This window comes from Myxococcus vastator (genome assembly GCF_010894475.1).
Lineage (GTDB): Bacteria > Myxococcota > Myxococcia > Myxococcales > Myxococcaceae > Myxococcus > Myxococcus vastator.
On sequence record NZ_JAAIYB010000001.1, the window covers coordinates 23504 to 39582 of the forward strand.

At 70.4% G+C, this 16079-nt stretch carries 15 protein-coding genes; 5 read left to right on the forward strand and 10 right to left on the reverse strand.

Annotated elements, in window-relative coordinates; genetic code table 11:
* Nucleotides 1–61: 61 nt before the first annotated feature.
* From G4D87_RS00115 to G4D87_RS00125, 3 genes are all read right to left on the reverse strand, one after another.
* On the reverse strand, nucleotides 62–847 hold the full coding sequence (locus tag G4D87_RS00115) for a tetratricopeptide repeat protein (protein WP_163777032.1): 786 nt from the start codon (nucleotides 845–847) through the stop codon (nucleotides 62–64).
* 147 nt (nucleotides 848–994) lie between these two features.
* Nucleotides 995–2167 carry a metallophosphoesterase gene (locus tag G4D87_RS00120; protein WP_163777084.1) on the reverse strand — a complete coding sequence of 391 codons (1173 nt, stop codon included), beginning with the start codon at nucleotides 2165–2167 and terminating at the stop codon, nucleotides 995–997.
* A 132-nt stretch (nucleotides 2168–2299) separates the two neighbouring features.
* A complete protein-coding gene (locus tag G4D87_RS00125; RefSeq protein WP_176409113.1) occupies nucleotides 2300–2821 on the reverse strand; it encodes a hypothetical protein in 522 nt (173 codons plus the stop codon).
* Between the two features lie 159 nt (nucleotides 2822–2980).
* On the opposite strand from G4D87_RS00125, the gene G4D87_RS00130 reads away from it, so the two are divergent.
* Nucleotides 2981–4300, forward strand: a complete 1320-nt coding sequence (locus G4D87_RS00130) for a lipoprotein N-acyltransferase Lnb domain-containing protein (RefSeq protein WP_163777036.1) — start codon at nucleotides 2981–2983, stop codon at nucleotides 4298–4300.
* On the opposite strand, the gene G4D87_RS00135 is transcribed toward G4D87_RS00130, so the two are convergent.
* Nucleotides 4278–5573, reverse strand: a complete 1296-nt coding sequence (locus tag G4D87_RS00135; protein WP_240357884.1) for a sensor histidine kinase — start codon at nucleotides 5571–5573, stop codon at nucleotides 4278–4280. The genes G4D87_RS00130 and G4D87_RS00135 overlap by 23 nt on opposite strands.
* Nucleotides 5574–5628: 55 nt before the next feature.
* On the opposite strand from G4D87_RS00135, the gene G4D87_RS00140 reads away from it, so the two are divergent.
* Nucleotides 5629–6183 (forward strand): response regulator, encoded by a 555-nt coding sequence (locus G4D87_RS00140; protein ID WP_240357885.1) that lies wholly within the window; start codon nucleotides 5629–5631, stop codon nucleotides 6181–6183.
* A 9-nt stretch (nucleotides 6184–6192) separates the two neighbouring features.
* On the opposite strand, the gene G4D87_RS00145 is transcribed toward G4D87_RS00140, so the two are convergent.
* From G4D87_RS00145 to G4D87_RS00165, 5 genes are all read right to left on the reverse strand, one after another.
* Entirely contained in the window at nucleotides 6193–6750 is a 558-nt protein-coding gene (locus G4D87_RS00145) for a type 1 glutamine amidotransferase domain-containing protein (RefSeq protein WP_163777042.1), read from the reverse strand.
* Between the two features lie 144 nt (nucleotides 6751–6894).
* Entirely contained in the window at nucleotides 6895–8100 is a 1206-nt protein-coding gene (locus G4D87_RS00150) for an ABC transporter permease (protein ID WP_163777043.1), read from the reverse strand.
* Between the two features lie 27 nt (nucleotides 8101–8127).
* Nucleotides 8128–9576, reverse strand: a complete 1449-nt coding sequence (locus tag G4D87_RS39880; RefSeq protein ID WP_163777045.1) for an efflux RND transporter periplasmic adaptor subunit — start codon at nucleotides 9574–9576, stop codon at nucleotides 8128–8130.
* Between the two features lie 45 nt (nucleotides 9577–9621).
* On the reverse strand, nucleotides 9622–10368 hold the full coding sequence (locus G4D87_RS00160) for an ABC transporter ATP-binding protein (RefSeq protein ID WP_163777047.1): 747 nt from the start codon (nucleotides 10366–10368) through the stop codon (nucleotides 9622–9624).
* The gene (locus tag G4D87_RS00165) at nucleotides 10365–11654 is read right to left on the reverse strand and encodes a TolC family protein (protein WP_163777086.1); all 1290 of its coding nucleotides are present in this window, start codon (nucleotides 11652–11654) and stop codon (nucleotides 10365–10367) included. The genes G4D87_RS00160 and G4D87_RS00165 overlap by 4 nt, the downstream gene beginning before the upstream one ends.
* A 538-nt stretch (nucleotides 11655–12192) precedes the next feature.
* Here G4D87_RS00165 and G4D87_RS00170 point away from each other — a divergent pair.
* Together G4D87_RS00170 and G4D87_RS00175 are read left to right on the forward strand one after the other, a co-directional pair.
* Nucleotides 12193–13434 (forward strand): ATP-binding protein, encoded by a 1242-nt coding sequence (locus G4D87_RS00170; protein WP_163777087.1) that lies wholly within the window; start codon nucleotides 12193–12195, stop codon nucleotides 13432–13434.
* 3 nt (nucleotides 13435–13437) lie between these two features.
* Nucleotides 13438–14790 (forward strand): sigma-54-dependent transcriptional regulator, encoded by a 1353-nt coding sequence (locus tag G4D87_RS00175; protein ID WP_163777049.1) that lies wholly within the window; start codon nucleotides 13438–13440, stop codon nucleotides 14788–14790.
* 63 nt (nucleotides 14791–14853) lie between these two features.
* On the opposite strand, the gene G4D87_RS00180 is transcribed toward G4D87_RS00175, so the two are convergent.
* Nucleotides 14854–15447 carry a hypothetical protein gene (locus G4D87_RS00180; protein ID WP_163777050.1) on the reverse strand — a complete coding sequence of 198 codons (594 nt, stop codon included), beginning with the start codon at nucleotides 15445–15447 and terminating at the stop codon, nucleotides 14854–14856.
* 31 nt (nucleotides 15448–15478) lie between these two features.
* Here G4D87_RS00180 and G4D87_RS00185 point away from each other — a divergent pair, with 31 nt between their 5' ends.
* Nucleotides 15479–16015, forward strand: a complete 537-nt coding sequence (locus tag G4D87_RS00185; RefSeq protein ID WP_163777052.1) for a tetratricopeptide repeat protein — start codon at nucleotides 15479–15481, stop codon at nucleotides 16013–16015.
* Nucleotides 16016–16079 lie beyond the last annotated feature (64 nt).

Consider the following 16079-nt stretch of genomic DNA (forward strand, 5'->3'; position numbering starts at 1 on the left):
AGGGCCCGGAACCGGCTCGCGGTCCCAGGCCCCTGTGGACTGTCCAGAAGGTCGCGGTGGGTTACGGCGCGGGCGCCGCCGCCTTCGCGGCCTTCTGTGCCTCACCGAACTTCTTCGTCATCTCCGCGAACTGCACCTGGTACGCGTCCATGCGCTTCTGGTGCTCCTCGGCGCGGGCGGTCGCTTCGGCGACGACTTCCTTGTTCTTCGCGTTCTCAGCCACCTCGGAGAGCGCCATCTCCTTCTGCTGCCGCTCGAACTCCATCAGCCGGCCCATCACCACGCGCTTGTTGAGATAGGTGTTGGCGGAGTTGGGGTTGAGGGCGATGACCTGGTCGTAATAGCTGAGCGACTTCTCCAGGGACTCCTTGATGATGGGCGCACCCATGGAGCGGGCGCCGCCGCGCTGCGCGTAGATCTCCGCGATCCACCCCAGCGACGCCTCGTCCTTCGGCTCCAGCTTGAGGGCCTCGTTGAAGTACTTCTCGGCCTCCTCGGTGGTGCCGCCGGTCATGTGCATGCTGGCCAGCGTCCGGTAGATCTCCGCCTTCTCCGCGGGCGTCGTCTTGAACTCGCCCATCTTCAGGACGGCCTCGGAGGCCTCGTTCATCTGCCCCAGCTGCATGTGGGCGAAGGCCTTCTTCTCCCAGACCTTCTCCTGCTTGGGGTCCGCCTGGAGCGACAGCGCGTAGGCCGCGGCGGCTTCCTTGAACTCCTTCTTGCTCAGGTGGTTGGTGCCGGCGATGCGGTGCTTCTTCGCGGTGTCGTCCTCGGCCTTACACCCGACGACGGCACCACCCAGCGCGAGCGCTCCGACCAGCAGACCGACTTTTCCCAGGCGCTTCATATGTGTGCCTCTCAAGATTTTTGGAGGACCCACCCTACGGGTCCTGATTTGGCGGGGAGCATACCCGAAGTCAGGCCGCCGGGGCCCTTCGCCCGATGGCCTGCTCCCCGGTGAGCAGGCAGGCCGCGCACCGGATGTCCCGGTGCGTCATGTCGTCAGCACGAGCTTCACCAGCTCCGGCGGGCTGCCGACGCGCATGGGCGGTCCCCAGAAGCCGCAGCCTCGGCTGACGTAGATGTTCGAGTCACCGTGCGCGTACAGCCCCGTGGAGTGCTCCCACGCCAGACCAATCAGCAGGGTCATGGGCATGAGCTGTCCACCGTGGGTGTGCCCCGAAATCTGCAGGTCCACGCCGCGTTCGGCCGCCACCTTGAAGTTCGCCGGCTGGTGCGCCAGCAGCACCGCGGCGCGGTCGGGATTCCGCCCCGCGAGCGCCTGGTCCAGGTCGTAGCCCTTCTTGTTGCGCCGCCGGCCGCCGCTCCAGTCGTCCACGCCCACCAGGTCGAAGGAGGCGCCCTTGTCACCGACGCGCACGTGCCGGTTGCGCAGCACCTCGATGCCGAGCGACTCCAGGAACGCGGCCCACGCCTCGTCTCCTGAGTAGTAGTCGTGATTGCCGGTGACGAAGTAGCTGCCGTAGCGGGACTTCAGCGCCGCGAGCGCGGCGACGTGGCCACCGAGCGAAGCCACGTCACCGTCCACCAGGTCTCCCGTGATGGCGAACAGGTCGGGCTTCAGCGCGTTGGCCTGTTGAACGAGCGCGTCCATGTAGCGGCGCTGGATGAAGTGGCCCACGTGGATGTCGGTGAGCTGCACGATGGTGAGCCCGTCCAGCGCCTTGGGCAGCTTGGGAACCCTCACGGCCAGCTCGGTGACGAGCGGCGGTGAGAAGGCACGCCAGCTTCCATAGGTGGCCAGTCCGCCGCCCGCGATGAAGGCGCTGCCCGCCACGGCCTGCCCCAGGAAGCGCCGCCGCTCTTCGTCCACGGTGGCGCTGGGCGCGGGTGTGCCAGGCGCGGGCGGGGCGTGAGGCCGCAGCCGCCGGGTCAGGGCCGCGAGTCCCTGGCCCACGTCCGTCAGGAGCAGGGCGATGACGAGGCAGAGCGCCACGCCCATCCACGTGTACACCGCCATGGTGAACAGCCCCTCGGCGCGCTCCGGAAGCAGGTCCAGCACGGTGCGCCGGTTCCCCATCACGCCCGTCATCGCGACGAGCACGGCCAGCGCCAGCAGCCGGGGCAGGCGGCCAGGCAGCAGGGGCCGGACCAGCCGACGGTACAGGTACAGATGGCCCAGCACCGCGCCGAGCCCGATGAGCATCGAAAAGGAGAAGAGTCGCACCGGTGGGAATGACGGACCGCGGGAGAAGCCACACGGTACCACGGCTCGGCCCACGGTCAGCGGGGTGCCTGGGGGACCGCTCGAAGCGACCGAGCCGTCCCCACGCCGACGTCAGAGCACCCAGGCTCGCCGGGTGTTCACGTCGCTCTTGAAGCGGTAGTAGGGGTTGCCCGAGTCCTGCACGATGAGGGTCTCCGTCCCGTCGTCCAGGATGGCGGTGACCCGGATGTCGTTCAGGTTCCAGTTGTCACCGGTATCAAAGGGGTTCGACTGCCCGGATTGAAACCGGATCGCGAACTCGCGCATGTTGCTGTAGAGGACGAGCGCGGGGAGCTCGACGTCCACGGTGCGCGTCGACCCGTTGGGCCAGCTCACGCCGTTGTTCAGGTTCTGGCTGATGGAGACGTGGCTGCCATTGAGCGCCGTGTAGCTGAACTCGGCGAAGGCGTTGCTCGCCTGGCGCAGGTCGTCGCCTCCGGTGACGATGCGGACACGAAGGTGCGTCACCTGCCGGTCACCATCCACGGCGTGTGCCTTGCCAGGAGTCATGACGAGCAGGGCGACGGCCAGGGTTGCCGTGAAGGCCGCCGCGAAGCGCCTGGAGTACATGTTCGGCGTGTGGGTCGTGTTCATGTGGGACTTCTCCATGCCAATTCGGAGATGGGTGTGTGTCATTGACTCGGTGCACGAGGCCCGCGAGCCGATAGGGACCCTGCCTTGACGGGCTTCGCGTGAACACTGCCAATCTTTTTGCACTGCCCGGACCCCGCGGGCGTGGGGCATTGCGCTGGGATGGCGAGACACGCGGTGCTCATCCTGGTCGTGGCCCTGTTCCGCGCGGCGGCGTTCGCCGCGCTCCCACCCGAGGGCTTTGGCGGGCATCCAGAGTCCCTGCGCATCCGGCTGGTGACCATTGGCCCCGGCGCGGACCTGCACCAGCGCTTCGGCCACAGCGCGCTGTGGGTCGAGGACACGCGCCTGAAGACAGGTCTCCTCTACAGCTATGGCACGACGTCCATCGCGAATGGGGGGCCGGTCCGCTTCCTCCTGGGCCAGCCGACGTTCTGGGCGGCGCGCCTGTCCGTGGAGCGGACCTTCCTGCTGTATCGCGCGCTGGCGCGGTCCATTGACGTGCAGGACCTGTCGCTCACGGTGGCGCAGCGTCAGCGGCTCCTGGCGCGGCTGGAGCGTGATGTCCAGCCCGCCTCGCGTGAATATGCCTATCACCCGCTCAGGGACAACTGTGCGACGCGTGTGCGGGATGTCCTTGATGAGGCCTTGGGTGGCGCGCTCCGGGATGCGCTCACGGAGCCGGCGCGCGCCACCCAGCGAGCGCTCCTCCGGCGATACCTCCAGACGCAGCCGGTGTCGGAGCTGCTCCTGATGTCCTGGCTGAACGACGCCGTGGACGCGCCCGCGACCCAATGGGAGGCGGCCTTCCTTCCTCGGGAGCTCGCCAGGCTGCTCATGGGGGTGTCCTACGTGGATGGCTCCGGCAGGCGCATCCCGTTGGTGACGCGCGAGGAGGGCGCGTCCCCATCCATTGACGGGTCCGCTCCTGTCGGCGCCGGCTGGGAGGGGGCCGCCGCCTGGGGACCTGGTGGCGGCGTCGCGGCCCTGGCCGTCATCCTCGCGTTCCTGCGCGGGCGCGGCAGGCACCGGATGTTCCAGGTTCTCTTCGGCCTCTACCACGCCGTGTTCGGGCTCACGCTCGGCGCGGCGGGCGTGGCGCTGGGTGGGTTGATGCTGTTCTCCAGGCTCGACGTCATGCAGCGCAACGAGAACCTGCTGTTTGCCAATCCGCTTGCCCTCGGGTTGCTGCCGCTGGGCATCCTCATGATGTCTGGCAGCGAGCGCGCGGAGCGCTGGGCACGCGGATGCGTCTGGCTGCTCGTGGCGGGCTCGCTGCTCGCGCTGGTGCTCAAGCTCTTGCCCTCATTCGACCAGGACAACCGCGGGCCCATGGCCTTGTGGCTGGTGGCGAACCTGGGGCTGGGGCTCGCTCACGTTTGGCGGTTGCGCCGGCCGTCCGTGGCGCCTGTCTGCGAGGTGGAGCCCGCCGCGGAGGAGCGGGGAGGGGCCCGCGGAGCTACCCGCTGGAGGGCAGCGTGACTTCGACCCGTGCGCCTCCCTCGGGCGGGTTGCAGGCGCGCAAGGTGCCGCCGCTTGCCTCGACGAGCCCGCTCACCAGGAGCATGCCCAGTCCAGACCCCTCTGGCTTGGTCGTGCCGCCTCGGAGGCGCTCCCCCTCCAGCAACCCTGGCTGGAAGCCCGGTCCGTCATCGCTCACGCTGAGCAGGACGCGGTGCAGCGCCGGGTTCGGAGCCACGCTGATTCGAACCGTGCGCGCGCCTTGCCGGCCATCGCCTTCACAGGCGTTCACGAACAGGTTGGTGACCACGTGCGTGAGCCCGCGCTCTCCGCCGACAATGCGGACGCAGACGTCGTTGGCGGCACGCGCCAGGCCCGCTGTTCCTTCCAGCTCGAACCGGACCCGGGCGAACCTCGTCTGGACGACCTCCACGGCGCGGCGCAGGGTGGCGCTCACGTTCACCGCCGTCGCATCTTCAATCAGGGTCAGCTCGCCCAGCGTCCGGGTCTTCACGCTCTCGATGAAGCGGGTCAGCTCACCCAGGTCCTGGACCAGGGCGCTCGCATGGCCGGGCGCGCTGGCGCCCATGGGCTCGCGGAGGAGGAGGTCGGCGCGCAGCCTCGCCGCGGACAGCAACGTGCGCACGTCGTGGTGCTCGCGCAGCAGCGCGCGCAGGTTCGTGCGCGCGCGCTCGATGTGGGCGCTCGCGGTCCCGGCATCGAGGACCAGCCGCCGTGCGATGCCACAAATCACCGAGGCGAAGACGCCCGCGCTGCCGATGAAGATGAACAGGAGCAGCAGCTCCTTCGCCCCGTAGGTGGCCTTCCCGGCATTGACGTGGAAGTCGACCGCCGTCAGGCCCCCCATCAACAGGAGGTTGGCCGCCGTCCCAATCCACGCGGCCGAGGGCGACAGCCGCAGCGCGGTGATGAAGGCCACCGCGATGGCCGCCGCGGGGTCCGGCATTCGCAGCAGTCCGGTGTAGTGAGGGCCATGCCAGAGCACCGTGGAGAGGAGGGACGCATGGGCGAAGACGGCGTCCAGCACCGTGGAGGCCACGAGCAGCTTCGCGCCAAACATCCGCCGCCGGGCCGCCCACAGCGCCATCGCCGACACCGCGATGCTGCCCAGCAGCAGGGGAAGCTGGAGCCAGGCCGCCGCGGCGCCGCCCTCGGCGTGGGCTCCGCCCAGCGCCAGGAATCGCGCCAGGATGAGGGCACAGAAGACCATCCGGACCCCGCTGACCAGCGCTTCGCCCATGTTCGAAGCGTCGGACAGGACCCGCTGCGCCATCTGCTCCAGCGCCGGCGGTCGAGGACTCAAAGACATTCATGGTAGGTTGCCATGGGTGGGGCGGGTCCGACATCTCCTGGTCGTCGAGGACGCCTCGCGTCTGGCGCGTGCGATCGAGGAGGCGCTGCGCGCTCGCGTCGAGCGGTGCACCCATGCGGCTTCGCTCGCCGCGGCGCGTCAGGTCCTCCAGCATGATGCGCCCGACGCCGTCATCCTGGATGTCAGCCTCCCGGATGGGGAGAGCATCGAGCTGCTGGCGCCGCTGCGTGCGCTGGAGCCGCTGCCGCATGTCATCGCCATCAGCGGGACGGCGACGGCGGAGCAGGCCTTCCAGCTCGCGCAGGCGGGCGTGCGTGCCTTCCTCCCCAAGCCGCTGGACCTCGCGCGGCTGGAGGCCGTCTGGCTGGAGACGCTGGCGCGCCCACCCGACCTGGTCACCGCGCTCCGGGCGAGCGCGGGCCGGGTGCCGCTGCACGGCTTCGAGAGCCTCGTCCGCGACACCTTGGTGGACGAGGCCCTGGCGAAGTCCGACGGGAGCGTGCGCGGAGCCGCGAAGCTGCTCCGAATCTCACGTCAGCTCCTCCAGCACATCCTCAGCGGCCGGAAGTAGGACGCCAGGTCAGGTGCGGGCTTCGCGCTCACCTCGGGCGCCCGCGGCCTTCAGGTCCTCGATGATGGCGCGGCTGAAGTCCTCGAGGTCGTCCGGCTTGCGGCTGGTGATCCAATTGGCGTCCCGTACCACCGCCTCGTCCTTCACCTGGACATTGGGGATATGGCGCAGGTCATGCTGAATCGTCGTCCACGCGGTGAGCGTCCGTCCGTCCAGGATGTCCGCGGAGATGAAGAGCTGGGGCCCGTGGCACACCGCCGCGATGAGCTTGCCGCGGTCGTCGAACGCCTTCACGAACTGGACGAAGCGCTCGTCGGCCCGGAGGTTGTCGGGCGAGTGCCCGCCGGGGATGAGCAGCATGTCGAAGTCCTGCACCTGGACGTCGTCGATGCTCCGGTCCACGCGGAACTTCTCCTTGCCTTGCTTGCCCACGACTTCCTCGCCGGCCTTCTTCCCGATGAGGACCACCTCGTGGCCCTCCTTGCGCAGCTTGTCGTAGGGGACTCGCAGCTCGGAGTCCTCGAAGCCACTGCCCACGATGCACGCGATTCGCTTGCCATCCGCCATGTCGTCCCTCCTCGAGTCAGGCCCGCAAACATGTGCACCCTGTGCAGTCCTGGCCCGGAAGGGGAGCGCTTGACGCGGGACCGGGCGCCGTGCCCGCCGCCTCCTCGGCAGACGGACAGGCGCCCGAAACCACCCCGGCCCTGGCTACTCGTAGCGGAGCGACTCGATGGGCGCGAGGCTCGCCGCGCGCCGCGCCGGCCAGATGCCGAAGAACACGCCCACTGTCGCGGAGAAGGCGATGGCCACGACGATGGCCTCGGGCGCCACCACCACCGTCCAGCCCGCCATGCGCTGGAGCATCGCAGCGCCGCCAATGCCCAGCATGAGGCCCAGCGTCCCTCCGGCCAGGCACAGCACCAGCGACTCCACGAGGAACTGGAGCATGATGTCCATGCCGGTGGCGCCCAGCGCCTTGCGCAGGCCAATCTCGCGCGTCCGCTCCGTCACCGACACCAGCATGATGTTCATGATGCCAATGCCTCCCACCAGCAGGGAGATGGCGGCGATGCCGGCCAGCAGCAGGGAGAACGTCTGCGTCGTCTCCTGCATGGTGTTGAGCAGCGAGGCCTGGTCGCGGATGTTGAAGTCCGCGGGCTGCTCCGGGCGCAGCCGGTGCTCCCGCCGGAGCTTCTGGTCTATCTCCGCCATCGCGTCGTCCATGGACGTCTCGCTCACGGCCTGCACGGCGATGGAGCGGATGCGGTCGCTGCCCATGACACGGAACTGCGCGGTCGACAGCGGGATGTAGAGGCTCTCATCCGGGTTGTTGAAGCCCTGCGCGCCTTTTTCGGCCAGCACGCCAATGACCTCGAAGGGAATGCCCCGGATGCGGATGGACTCGCCCGCCAGGGACGCGGTGTCCGTCAGGCCCAGCTGCGCGCCCGCCAGCGCGCCCAGCACCACCACCCGGCGGCGGCCCTTGTCCTCCGCGTCCGTGAAGAGCCGGCCCGTGGCAATCTCCCCCTGGTTGACGCGGAAGTAGTCCGGCCAGGTGCCCACGACGGACAGGTTCGCGTTCTTCGCGCCGTGCTCCACCTGGAAGCGCGATTCAATCTCCGGCGCCACGGCCTGGATGTGGCGCGCGTTCTCCCGAAGGGCCTCCGCGTCGTCGATGGTCATCGACGCCTGGGCGCGAATCATGCCGCCCGTGAAGGCCTGCCCCGGGCGCACCGTGAGGACGTTGGTGCCCAGCCCCTGGAGCCGCTGGGCCACCGAGCGCTGCGCTCCTTCGCCCAGCGCGACCATGGTGATGACGGCCGCGATGCCGATGACGATGCCCAGCATGGTCAGCAGCGACCGCAGCTTGTTGGCGAGGACCGCATCGAATGCGACCCGGATGATTTCACCCATGACGTGTCCTCCTCGTTGGCGTGGGGGTTAGGGCCGTCCGCGCGGGCCACCACCCGCGCCGGGAATCACGCCGCTCGTCCGCTGGCGCATCCGCTCGGTGCTCTGCTGCTGCTGCTGCTGGAGCTTCGCCACCGTGATGAGCACCACCTCCTCGCCTTCGTCCAGGCCACTCACCACCTCCGTGCTCTCCCAGTCGCTCAGCCCCAGGGTGACGCGCCGGGGCTGCGGGCCGGTGGGGCCCTGCACGAAGACGACGCCCTGCCGCGTGTCCGTCGCGCCCTGGACCTCCTCGCGAGCCCGGCGGCCCGCGCGGCCCGGGCCTCCGCCGCCCTGGCCTTCCCCCATGCCACCCTGGCCCCTGGCGGGCACCGCGCCCGGCCCGGCGCCGCTTCCCACCGCGGCGGTGGCGCCCACGCCAGCCTCTCCCACTGCCGACACCGTCGTCGCTCCGGACGGCGCGCTCGGGGTGCTCGGAGCTCCCGGCGGCCGCATCACCGCGCGCAGCGCTTCTTCGGAGACACCCACCGCGGCGGCCGCGGTCCGGGCATCCCGCACGCCCACCACCGCGCTGTTGGGCACGGTGAGGGCATTGCGCCGGCGGGAGATTTCAATGGCCACCTCCGCGTTCATGCCCGGCCGCAGCAGGCCGTCCGGGTTGTCCATCCGCACCAGCACCGGGAAGAGGGTGACGTTCTGCTCCACCAGGGCCTGCGGCTCAATCTTCACCACCTCGCCGATGAAGGTGCGGCCCGGGTAGGCCTCCATGGTGACGCGCGCCTTCTGGCCGGGCTTGATCTGCCCGACGTCCGTCTCGTCCACCTTGGCGCGCACCTGCATCACCGACAGGTCCGCCATCTTGAACAGCGCGGTGCCACCGGACACGTTGTTGGTGGCGGAGGCGATGATGACGCCCGGCTGGATGGTCCGCTCCAGGATGGTGCCGGGGCTGCGCGCGATGATGGTGACGTCCCGGCTGCGCTCACGCGCCAGCTGGAGGTTCGTCTCCGCCCGCACCTTGGTGGCCCGCGCCGTCGCGGACGCGTCCACGGCCGTCTCGTATTCCTGCTGCGTGACGTAGCCGTCCTTGCGCAGCGTCTCCATGCGCTGGCGCTGGGCCTCCGTCGTGTTCAGCCGCACCCGCGCGGACTCCAGGTCGGCCTGGGCCTGCGCCAGCGCGTTCTGCACGTCGCGCGGCTCGATCTCCGCCAGCAGCGTGCCCTTGGCCACGGTATCGCCCGTGTCGTGGTGGACCTTCAGCACTTCACCGGAAGCCTGGGACTTCACCTCCACGACGCGCAGCGGCTCCACCAGGCCCGCGGACTCGGCCACCACTTCCATGTCCCGGCGCTCCACCACGGCCACCGCCGCCGAGCGCTCGTTCGTCTGGGGCTCCTCGCCGCGCTGGGTGACGTACACCCCCGCGCCGAGAAGGAGCGCCGCGCTGCCTGAGATGATCCACTTCTTCGTCTTGCTCACGACGACCTCCCGTTCCCTGTCCCACGCAGCGCGCGTGGCGAAAATTCAGTCCCGATTCCGCTCGTCCCGCTCAATGACGCCGTCCTTCAGGAACAGCACCCGCCGCGCATGCGCCGCGATGTCCGCCTCGTGGGTGACGACCATGAGCGTCTGCCCCTGGCCGTGCAGCTCGCCGAAGAGGGCCATGATCTCCTCGCCCGTGCGGCTGTCCAGCGCGCCCGTGGGCTCGTCCGCCAGCAGCAGGGCGGGCTGCGTCACCAGCGCGCGGGCAATGGCCACGCGCTGACGCTGGCCACCGGACAGCTCGTTGGGCCGGTGGTCCATCCGCGCGCCCAGGCCCACCTTGTCCAGCATCGCCGCCGCGCGCTCGCGCCGCTCCTTCCTGGGCATGCGCGCGTAGATGAGCGGCAGGGCCACGTTGTCCAGCGCGGAGGCGCGGGGCAGCAGGTTGAAGCTCTGGAACACGAAGCCCAGCTCGCGGTTGCGGATGCGGGCCAGCGCGTTCTCCGACATGCCCGCCACCGGCTGGCCGTTGAGCCAGTACTGGCCGTCGCTGGGGACGTCCAGGCAGCCGATGAGGTTCATGAAGGTGGACTTGCCGGAGCCGGACGGGCCCATGACGGCCACGTATTCGTTGCGGCGGATGGTGAGGTCCACGCCGCGCAGCGCGCGCACCACCTCGGAGCCCATCGTGTAGTCCTTGCGCAGGCCCTCCACGCGGATGATGACGTCGGAGATGTCCCGCGCCGGGCCCGCGCCCGCCTGCTGCTGGGTGTTGGTGGACGTGCTCACAGCGGCCTCCCCGCGAGCGCTTCCAGCTCCGCGCGCGCAATCCGGTAGTCGAAGCGGGAGGCCACCAGGTTGATCTCCGCCGTCACCAGGTTCTCCTGGGACGTCAGCAGCTCGATGATGGTCGTGGCGCCCAGCTTGTAGCGCTCCTGCTGCACCTTCAGGTCCTCCTGGGCCACCGCGACGGACTCGGTGGCCAGGGCGATGCGGTTCGACGCCAGCTTGAGCTGGTTCAGGGACGTGCCCACGCTCGAGCGCAGCACGCGCCGGGTATCCGACAGCGTGGCCTGGGCCACCGACGCCTGCGTCCGCGCATTCACCACGCGCTCCTCGCGAACGAAGCCGTCGAAGATGGGGTAGGACAGGCCCATCCGGACCGACCAGCTCGTGCGGCCGCCGTTGAAGGCGGGTTCGTCATTGAACCAGTCGTAACCGCCGGACAGCCGCACCGTGGGCAGGTAGGACGACCGGGCCACCTTCACGCTGGCTTCGGCCGCCCGCAGGTCCGCCTCCGCGGCCTGGATGGACGGCGCCTGGGCGGTGATTTCGTCCGTCAGCGCCTCGTCGGTGAGCGCGAAGGTGGACACGTCCTGGAGCTCCAACGGCTCGGCGTCCACCGGGCCATCCTCGCCGATGAGCCGGCCCAGCGACAGGGCCGCCGCGGCGTGCTGGGTCTGCGCGGAGAGCAGCGCCTCCTGCGCGGAGGTAAGGTCGTACTTCGCCCGCAGCACGTCGGAGCGCGTCGCCGAGCCCACCGCCAGTCGCCGATCCGCGGCCTCCGCGTTCTGCTTCGCCCGCTCGATGCGGGACACGGCGACCTCTTCCAGGCCCCCGGCGCGGAGGACTTCGTAGTAGGAGCGCTCCACGTCGAGCACCGCGGACGCGCGCTGCGCAATCAGTCCGGCCCGCGCGGCGCTGGAGCGCGCCTGGGCCTGCTTGCTGGTGGCGCCGCGCTGGCCACCGGTGAAGACGTTCCACGAGCCCGACACGCCGGCGCTGTACGTGTCGCTGGGCGCGTTGAACACCACGCCCGTGTTGGGGTCCAGGCGCTGGCTGCTGGCCAGCGAGCCGTTCGCGTTCGCGGACAGGTTGGGCAGGTAGGCACCAAACGCGCTGCGCTCGGCGGCCCCTGTCGTGAGCACCGCCCCGGCGGCTTGCGCCACCTGGGGGCTCGTCTTCATCGCCCGGGCGATGGCCTCCTCCAGGGAGACCGTTGTCATCGTCGCCTGGGCCAGACCCACGCCGGGCGCCGTCACCAGCCCGAGGAAGCCCAGGGCCAGGGCCGTCATCCGGTAGGGTTGCCGCTTCCACCACGGTGTCTGTGCGTTTTTCATCGCAAGCCGGACCACTGCATGTGCCTTGCCACGGTCCAACTCCCTGAAATGTGGAGGAAAGGTGGCGCCGGGGCTGCGGGAACCGCAGCGCGAGTGCGGATTCCGCATGCGAGGCCGGCCATCTCCGCATGCACGCCTCGGAGGCTCCCTGGGGCCCACGCGCGCGAGCCTGAACAGCGGGCCTGGGCCCCGTGATTGCACAGGGCGGAGGCGACAGGTGGGCGCGCCGAGCTTGCGCGCCTGCTCCTCCGCTCTGCCAGCGGCCTCGTGGCCGCCCTCCACCCCCAGGAGAACGCCTCATGCCCCCGCTCATGCTCGGACGACCGACGGCTCCCAAGGCGCGCGTTGCCGACAGAAGAGGGTGCGGATTCCGCACTCCGCATGCAGAGTTCGCAGCCTGTGGAGGTGTGCGATGGAGCTGGAGTCCCCGCGGCGGAGGACGGCGATGAGCGGCGCTCGCTGGTGGCGGCCGCTTGGGCCTCGAGCGCCCTGGGTGGCGGCGGTGCTCATGTGCGCGGTGCTGATGTCCGCGGCGCTGTTCATCCGGAACACGGCCATGGAGTCGTCCGCCCTGGTGGCCCGGGGCATGGCCAACGTCATCATGGTGGCCGGCTTCGAGGCCTTCCGCGACGCGGAGGGCCTGCCGGACCTCTCCGCGCTGAACGCCTTCCTGGCGTCCCACATGGAGGGCGGCCTGCGCTACGTGGCCGTCATGGAGGACGACCGGGTGCTGGCGTCGGCCGGAGAGGGGAAGCTGGGACGGCTCCTGTTCCAGGAGGGCGCGCCGCTGGTGGTCGAAGGGGCGCGCGCGCGCCTGGTCCACCGCATCCGGCGTCCTCGGCCCGCGTACGGCCCCCTGACGCAGCAGGAGGTGCGGGCCTTGTCGGAGCAGGGGGCGTCGCAGGAGCCGCGCAAGCACCTGCGCATGGTCTACGAGTTCGCGCCGCTCACCGCCCTGGAGCTGGAGTCGCGCTCGCGGCGTCTGCTGGGCGTGGCGGTGGCCTCGTGCGTGGGCATCCTGGTGTTGGCCTTCGCCTTCTCCCGCTTGCTGGCGCAGCGCGAGGCGCTGTCGGAGGAGCTGGAGCGCGGCCGGCGGCTGGCGGCGCTGGGCACCATGTCCGCGGTGCTGGCGCATGAGCTGCGCAATCCCCTGGCCTCGCTCAAGGGCCATGCGCAACTGCTCGCCGAGCGCGTGGAGCGCGACGCCGTCCTGGCGCCCAAGGCGGACCGGGTGGTGTCGGAGGCCGTCCGGCTGGAGCAGTTGATGAACGACCTGCTGGGCTTCGTGGCCAGCGGTGAGCTGCGCCGCGTGGAGGCGGACCCCAATGACGTGCTCCGCGCGGCGGTGGAGAGCACCGGCGCGACGCGGGTGGAGGCGCACTACCTGCCGGACCGTACGCCCTGGCCCCTGGACGCGGGCCGGTTGCAGCAGGCGCTGGAGAACGTGCTGCGCAACGCCGTCCAGGCCAGCCCCGAAGGCCAGCGCGTGGAGGCGACCGTGGAGCGGCGGGACACGTCCCTGGTGTTCACGGTGAAGGACCATGGGCCCGGCATCGCGGCGGGGGAGGAGGAGCGCATCTTCGAGCCCTTCATCACGGGACGCGTCCGCGGCGTGGGCCTGGGGCTGGCCATCACCCGCCGCATCGTCGAGCTGCATGGCGGCACGGTGAGCGCGCGGAGCCATGCGGGCGGCGGCGCGGAGTTCCGCCTCACCGTGCCCGCGAGAGGAGCCTGAGCCATGGCGCGAATCCTGGTGGCGGATGACGAAGAGGGCGTGCGCTCGTTCCTCGCCGAGGCGCTGGAGTACGAAGGGCACTCGGTGACGATGGCCGCCGACGGCGAAGAGGCCGCCAGGCTGATGGCGCGGCAGGGCGTGGACCTGTTGCTCACGGACCTGCGGATGCCGGGGATGGACGGGCTGACGCTGCTGCGCAAGGTGCGCGAGGAGCAGCCCGACGTGGAGGTGGTGGTGCTCACCGCCGTGGGCACGGTGGAGAGCGCCGTGGCGGCGATGAAGGCGGGCGCCTTCGACTACCTGCTGAAGCCGGTGGGCAGCCCCGCCGAGCTGCGCCTGACGGTGGCCCGGGCCCTGGAGCGGCGCGCGCTGCTCAACTGGAAGACGCAGGCGCGGCAGTCCGCGGGCGCGGTGGAGCTGAGCTGGGGCGCTCCCGCCATGCACCCGGTGGTGGAGGCGCTGCGGAAGGTGTCGCCCACGCAGGCCACGGTGCTGCTGGTGGGGGAGAGCGGCACCGGCAAGGAGGTGACGGCGCGGGCCCTGCACCAGTGGAGCGAGCGCGCTGATGGGCCCTTCGTGGCCGTCAACTGCGCGGCGCTGACGGAGACGCTCCTGGAGAGCGAGCTCTTCGGCCACGAGAAGGGCGCGTTCACCGGCGCGGTGGCCCAGCGCCGCGGCCGCATCGAGCTGGCGCAGGGCGGCACCTTCTTCCTCGACGAGGTCGGCGAGCTGAAGGCCGAGCTCCAGGCCAAGCTGCTGCGCGTCCTCCAGGAGCGCCGCTTCGAGCGCGTGGGCGGCACGCGGACCCTGGAGGCCGACGTGCGCTGGGTGGCGGCCACCAACCGCGACCTCAAGGGAATGATGGCGCGCGGTGAGTTTCGTGAGGACCTCTACCACCGGCTGGCCGTGTTCCCCATCCGGCTGCCGTCCCTGCGTGAGCGGCGCGAGGATCTGCGTCCGCTGTCGGAGCTGTTGCTGCGCCGCATCGGCGACGAGCTGGGACGCCCGGGGCTGCGCCTGTCACCCGAAGCCGTGGCGCGGCTGGAGGCGTTCACCTGGCCCGGCAATGTCCGCGAGCTGCGCAACGCGCTCGAGCGGGCCGCCATCCTCGCGGATGGGCCGGTGGTGGAGCCTGGGCACCTGTGGCTGGATCCGACGGGCGCGGCGGGGCCCGTGGTGGATGCGCCCATCTCGGAGGGGGGCCGGCTCCCCAGCCTGACGCTGGAGGAGCTGGAGCGACGGGCCATCGAGCAGGCCATCGCGGACGAGGCGGGGAACCGCAAGCGCGCCGCTCAGCGGCTGGGGATTGGCTTGCGGACGCTGTACGACAAGCTGCGGCGCTACGAGTCGCCCTGAGCGCGTCGAGCGGCGCGGAGAAGGCCTCCGCGCCGCGAGTGCCCCGGCAACCCTAAGCGGGGTTCACGGAGGGCCGTTGCCCTGCCGCTTCGAGTTCAGCTCCACCGCGGTGGCGTAGATCTGCGCCCAGGAGCGGTACTTCACGCGATCCAGGAAGCCCTTCTGGTCGTTCGCGTAGTCGAACATGTCCTTGCGGAAGAGGGCGTCGGCGGCCTTGCGCGCATCGGGACCGAGCGGCGTGCCCTTCTTGTCGAAGTAGCGCAGCAGGTCGTAGCCGTAGTCGTGCGTCTTGGCCGCGGGGTCGAACTCCTTGTCCGGGCCAATCTTCAGCGGGACGGAGGCGTAGCCCAGCGGGTCCTGCATCCGCTGCCCGTGCGGCGTCTGGATGGCGTAGGGCTTGTATCCGATGACCTTCTCGAAGTCCGCCGGAGGAGGGCGGGCGCCGGTCAGGTACTCCATCATCAGCTTGCCGTGGTCGCCCGCGGGCGCCGCGCCCACCTTCGCCGTGGCCTGGAGCGCCGTCGTCGTGTTGCTGAACGAGTCCTTCTGGTGGATGGCCGCGGGGACAGCGGCGGCGTTGGGCTTTTCCGCGGCGGGCGACTCCGAGGAGGAGTTCGCCGGGCGGCGGGCCGAGACGGGGGCGTTGCGAACGAGCATGATGTGGTCCGGGGGAAAGCTTCCTCTCAGTTTGTCGCAGTTTGTAGACTTGAAGTTGCGTGGAAATGACCGACGCACCGCGTGGTGCCAGGAGAACTCAGTGGGAACGGACCTTTATCGCGACGGAATGGCCCGGTTGGACGCGGGGGATGTGGCCGAAGCCCGCCGTCTGCTGGAAGAGGCGCTGCGCAAGTCCCCCGGCGACGTGGCGGTGATGCACGGCTTGTCCCGGGTGTTGGATCAGGCGGGCGAGCGCGCACGCTCCGTGGAGCTCCTGGAGCACGCCCATGCTCGGGCGCCCTCGGAGCCGGGTCCGGCGCATGACCTGGCCATGGCGCTGCTGGAGCGGGAGGAGGACGCACGGGCGGTACAGGTCCTCACGCCTGTGCTGGAGGCTCACCCCGAGGACACGCGGGCGCACCTCTTCATGGCCATGGCCCTGGCGAAGTCGGACGCCGCGCGGGCTCGCGTTCACACCGCGAAAGCCCTGACGGACCCGAATCCCGACGTGAAGCTGCAGGCCAAGGCCCTGGACGACGTGCTCGCGGAGCACCAGCGCGTGTCCTGAGCCGCGCCACGCGCGGAGCGATGCCCGGCTCGTGCTACCAGGGCATCGCTTCGATTCAGTCCGT

What these genes read in the sequence shown, in the direction of transcription:
- G4D87_RS00115 (WP_163777032.1), bottom strand. Translation starts at nt 847, where the DNA reads ATGAAGCGCCTGGGAAAAGTCGGTCTGCTGGTCGGAGCGCTCGCGCTG.
- G4D87_RS00120 (WP_163777084.1), bottom strand. Translation starts at nt 2,167, where the DNA reads ATGCTCATCGGGCTCGGCGCGGTGCTGGGCCATCTGTACCTGTACCGT.
- G4D87_RS00125 (WP_176409113.1), bottom strand. Translation starts at nt 2,821, where the DNA reads ATGAACACGACCCACACGCCGAACATGTACTCCAGGCGCTTCGCGGCG.
- G4D87_RS00130 (WP_163777036.1), top strand. Translation starts at nt 2,981, where the DNA reads ATGGCGAGACACGCGGTGCTCATCCTGGTCGTGGCCCTGTTCCGCGCG.
- G4D87_RS00135 (WP_240357884.1), bottom strand. Translation starts at nt 5,573, where the DNA reads ATGGCGCAGCGGGTCCTGTCCGACGCTTCGAACATGGGCGAAGCGCTG.
- G4D87_RS00145 (WP_163777042.1), bottom strand. Translation starts at nt 6,750, where the DNA reads ATGGCGGATGGCAAGCGAATCGCGTGCATCGTGGGCAGTGGCTTCGAG.
- G4D87_RS00150 (WP_163777043.1), bottom strand. Translation starts at nt 8,100, where the DNA reads ATGGGTGAAATCATCCGGGTCGCATTCGATGCGGTCCTCGCCAACAAG.
- G4D87_RS00165 (WP_163777086.1), bottom strand. Translation starts at nt 11,654, where the DNA reads ATGACGGCCCTGGCCCTGGGCTTCCTCGGGCTGGTGACGGCGCCCGGC.
- G4D87_RS00175 (WP_163777049.1), top strand. Translation starts at nt 13,438, where the DNA reads ATGGCGCGAATCCTGGTGGCGGATGACGAAGAGGGCGTGCGCTCGTTC.
- G4D87_RS00180 (WP_163777050.1), bottom strand. Translation starts at nt 15,447, where the DNA reads ATGCTCGTTCGCAACGCCCCCGTCTCGGCCCGCCGCCCGGCGAACTCC.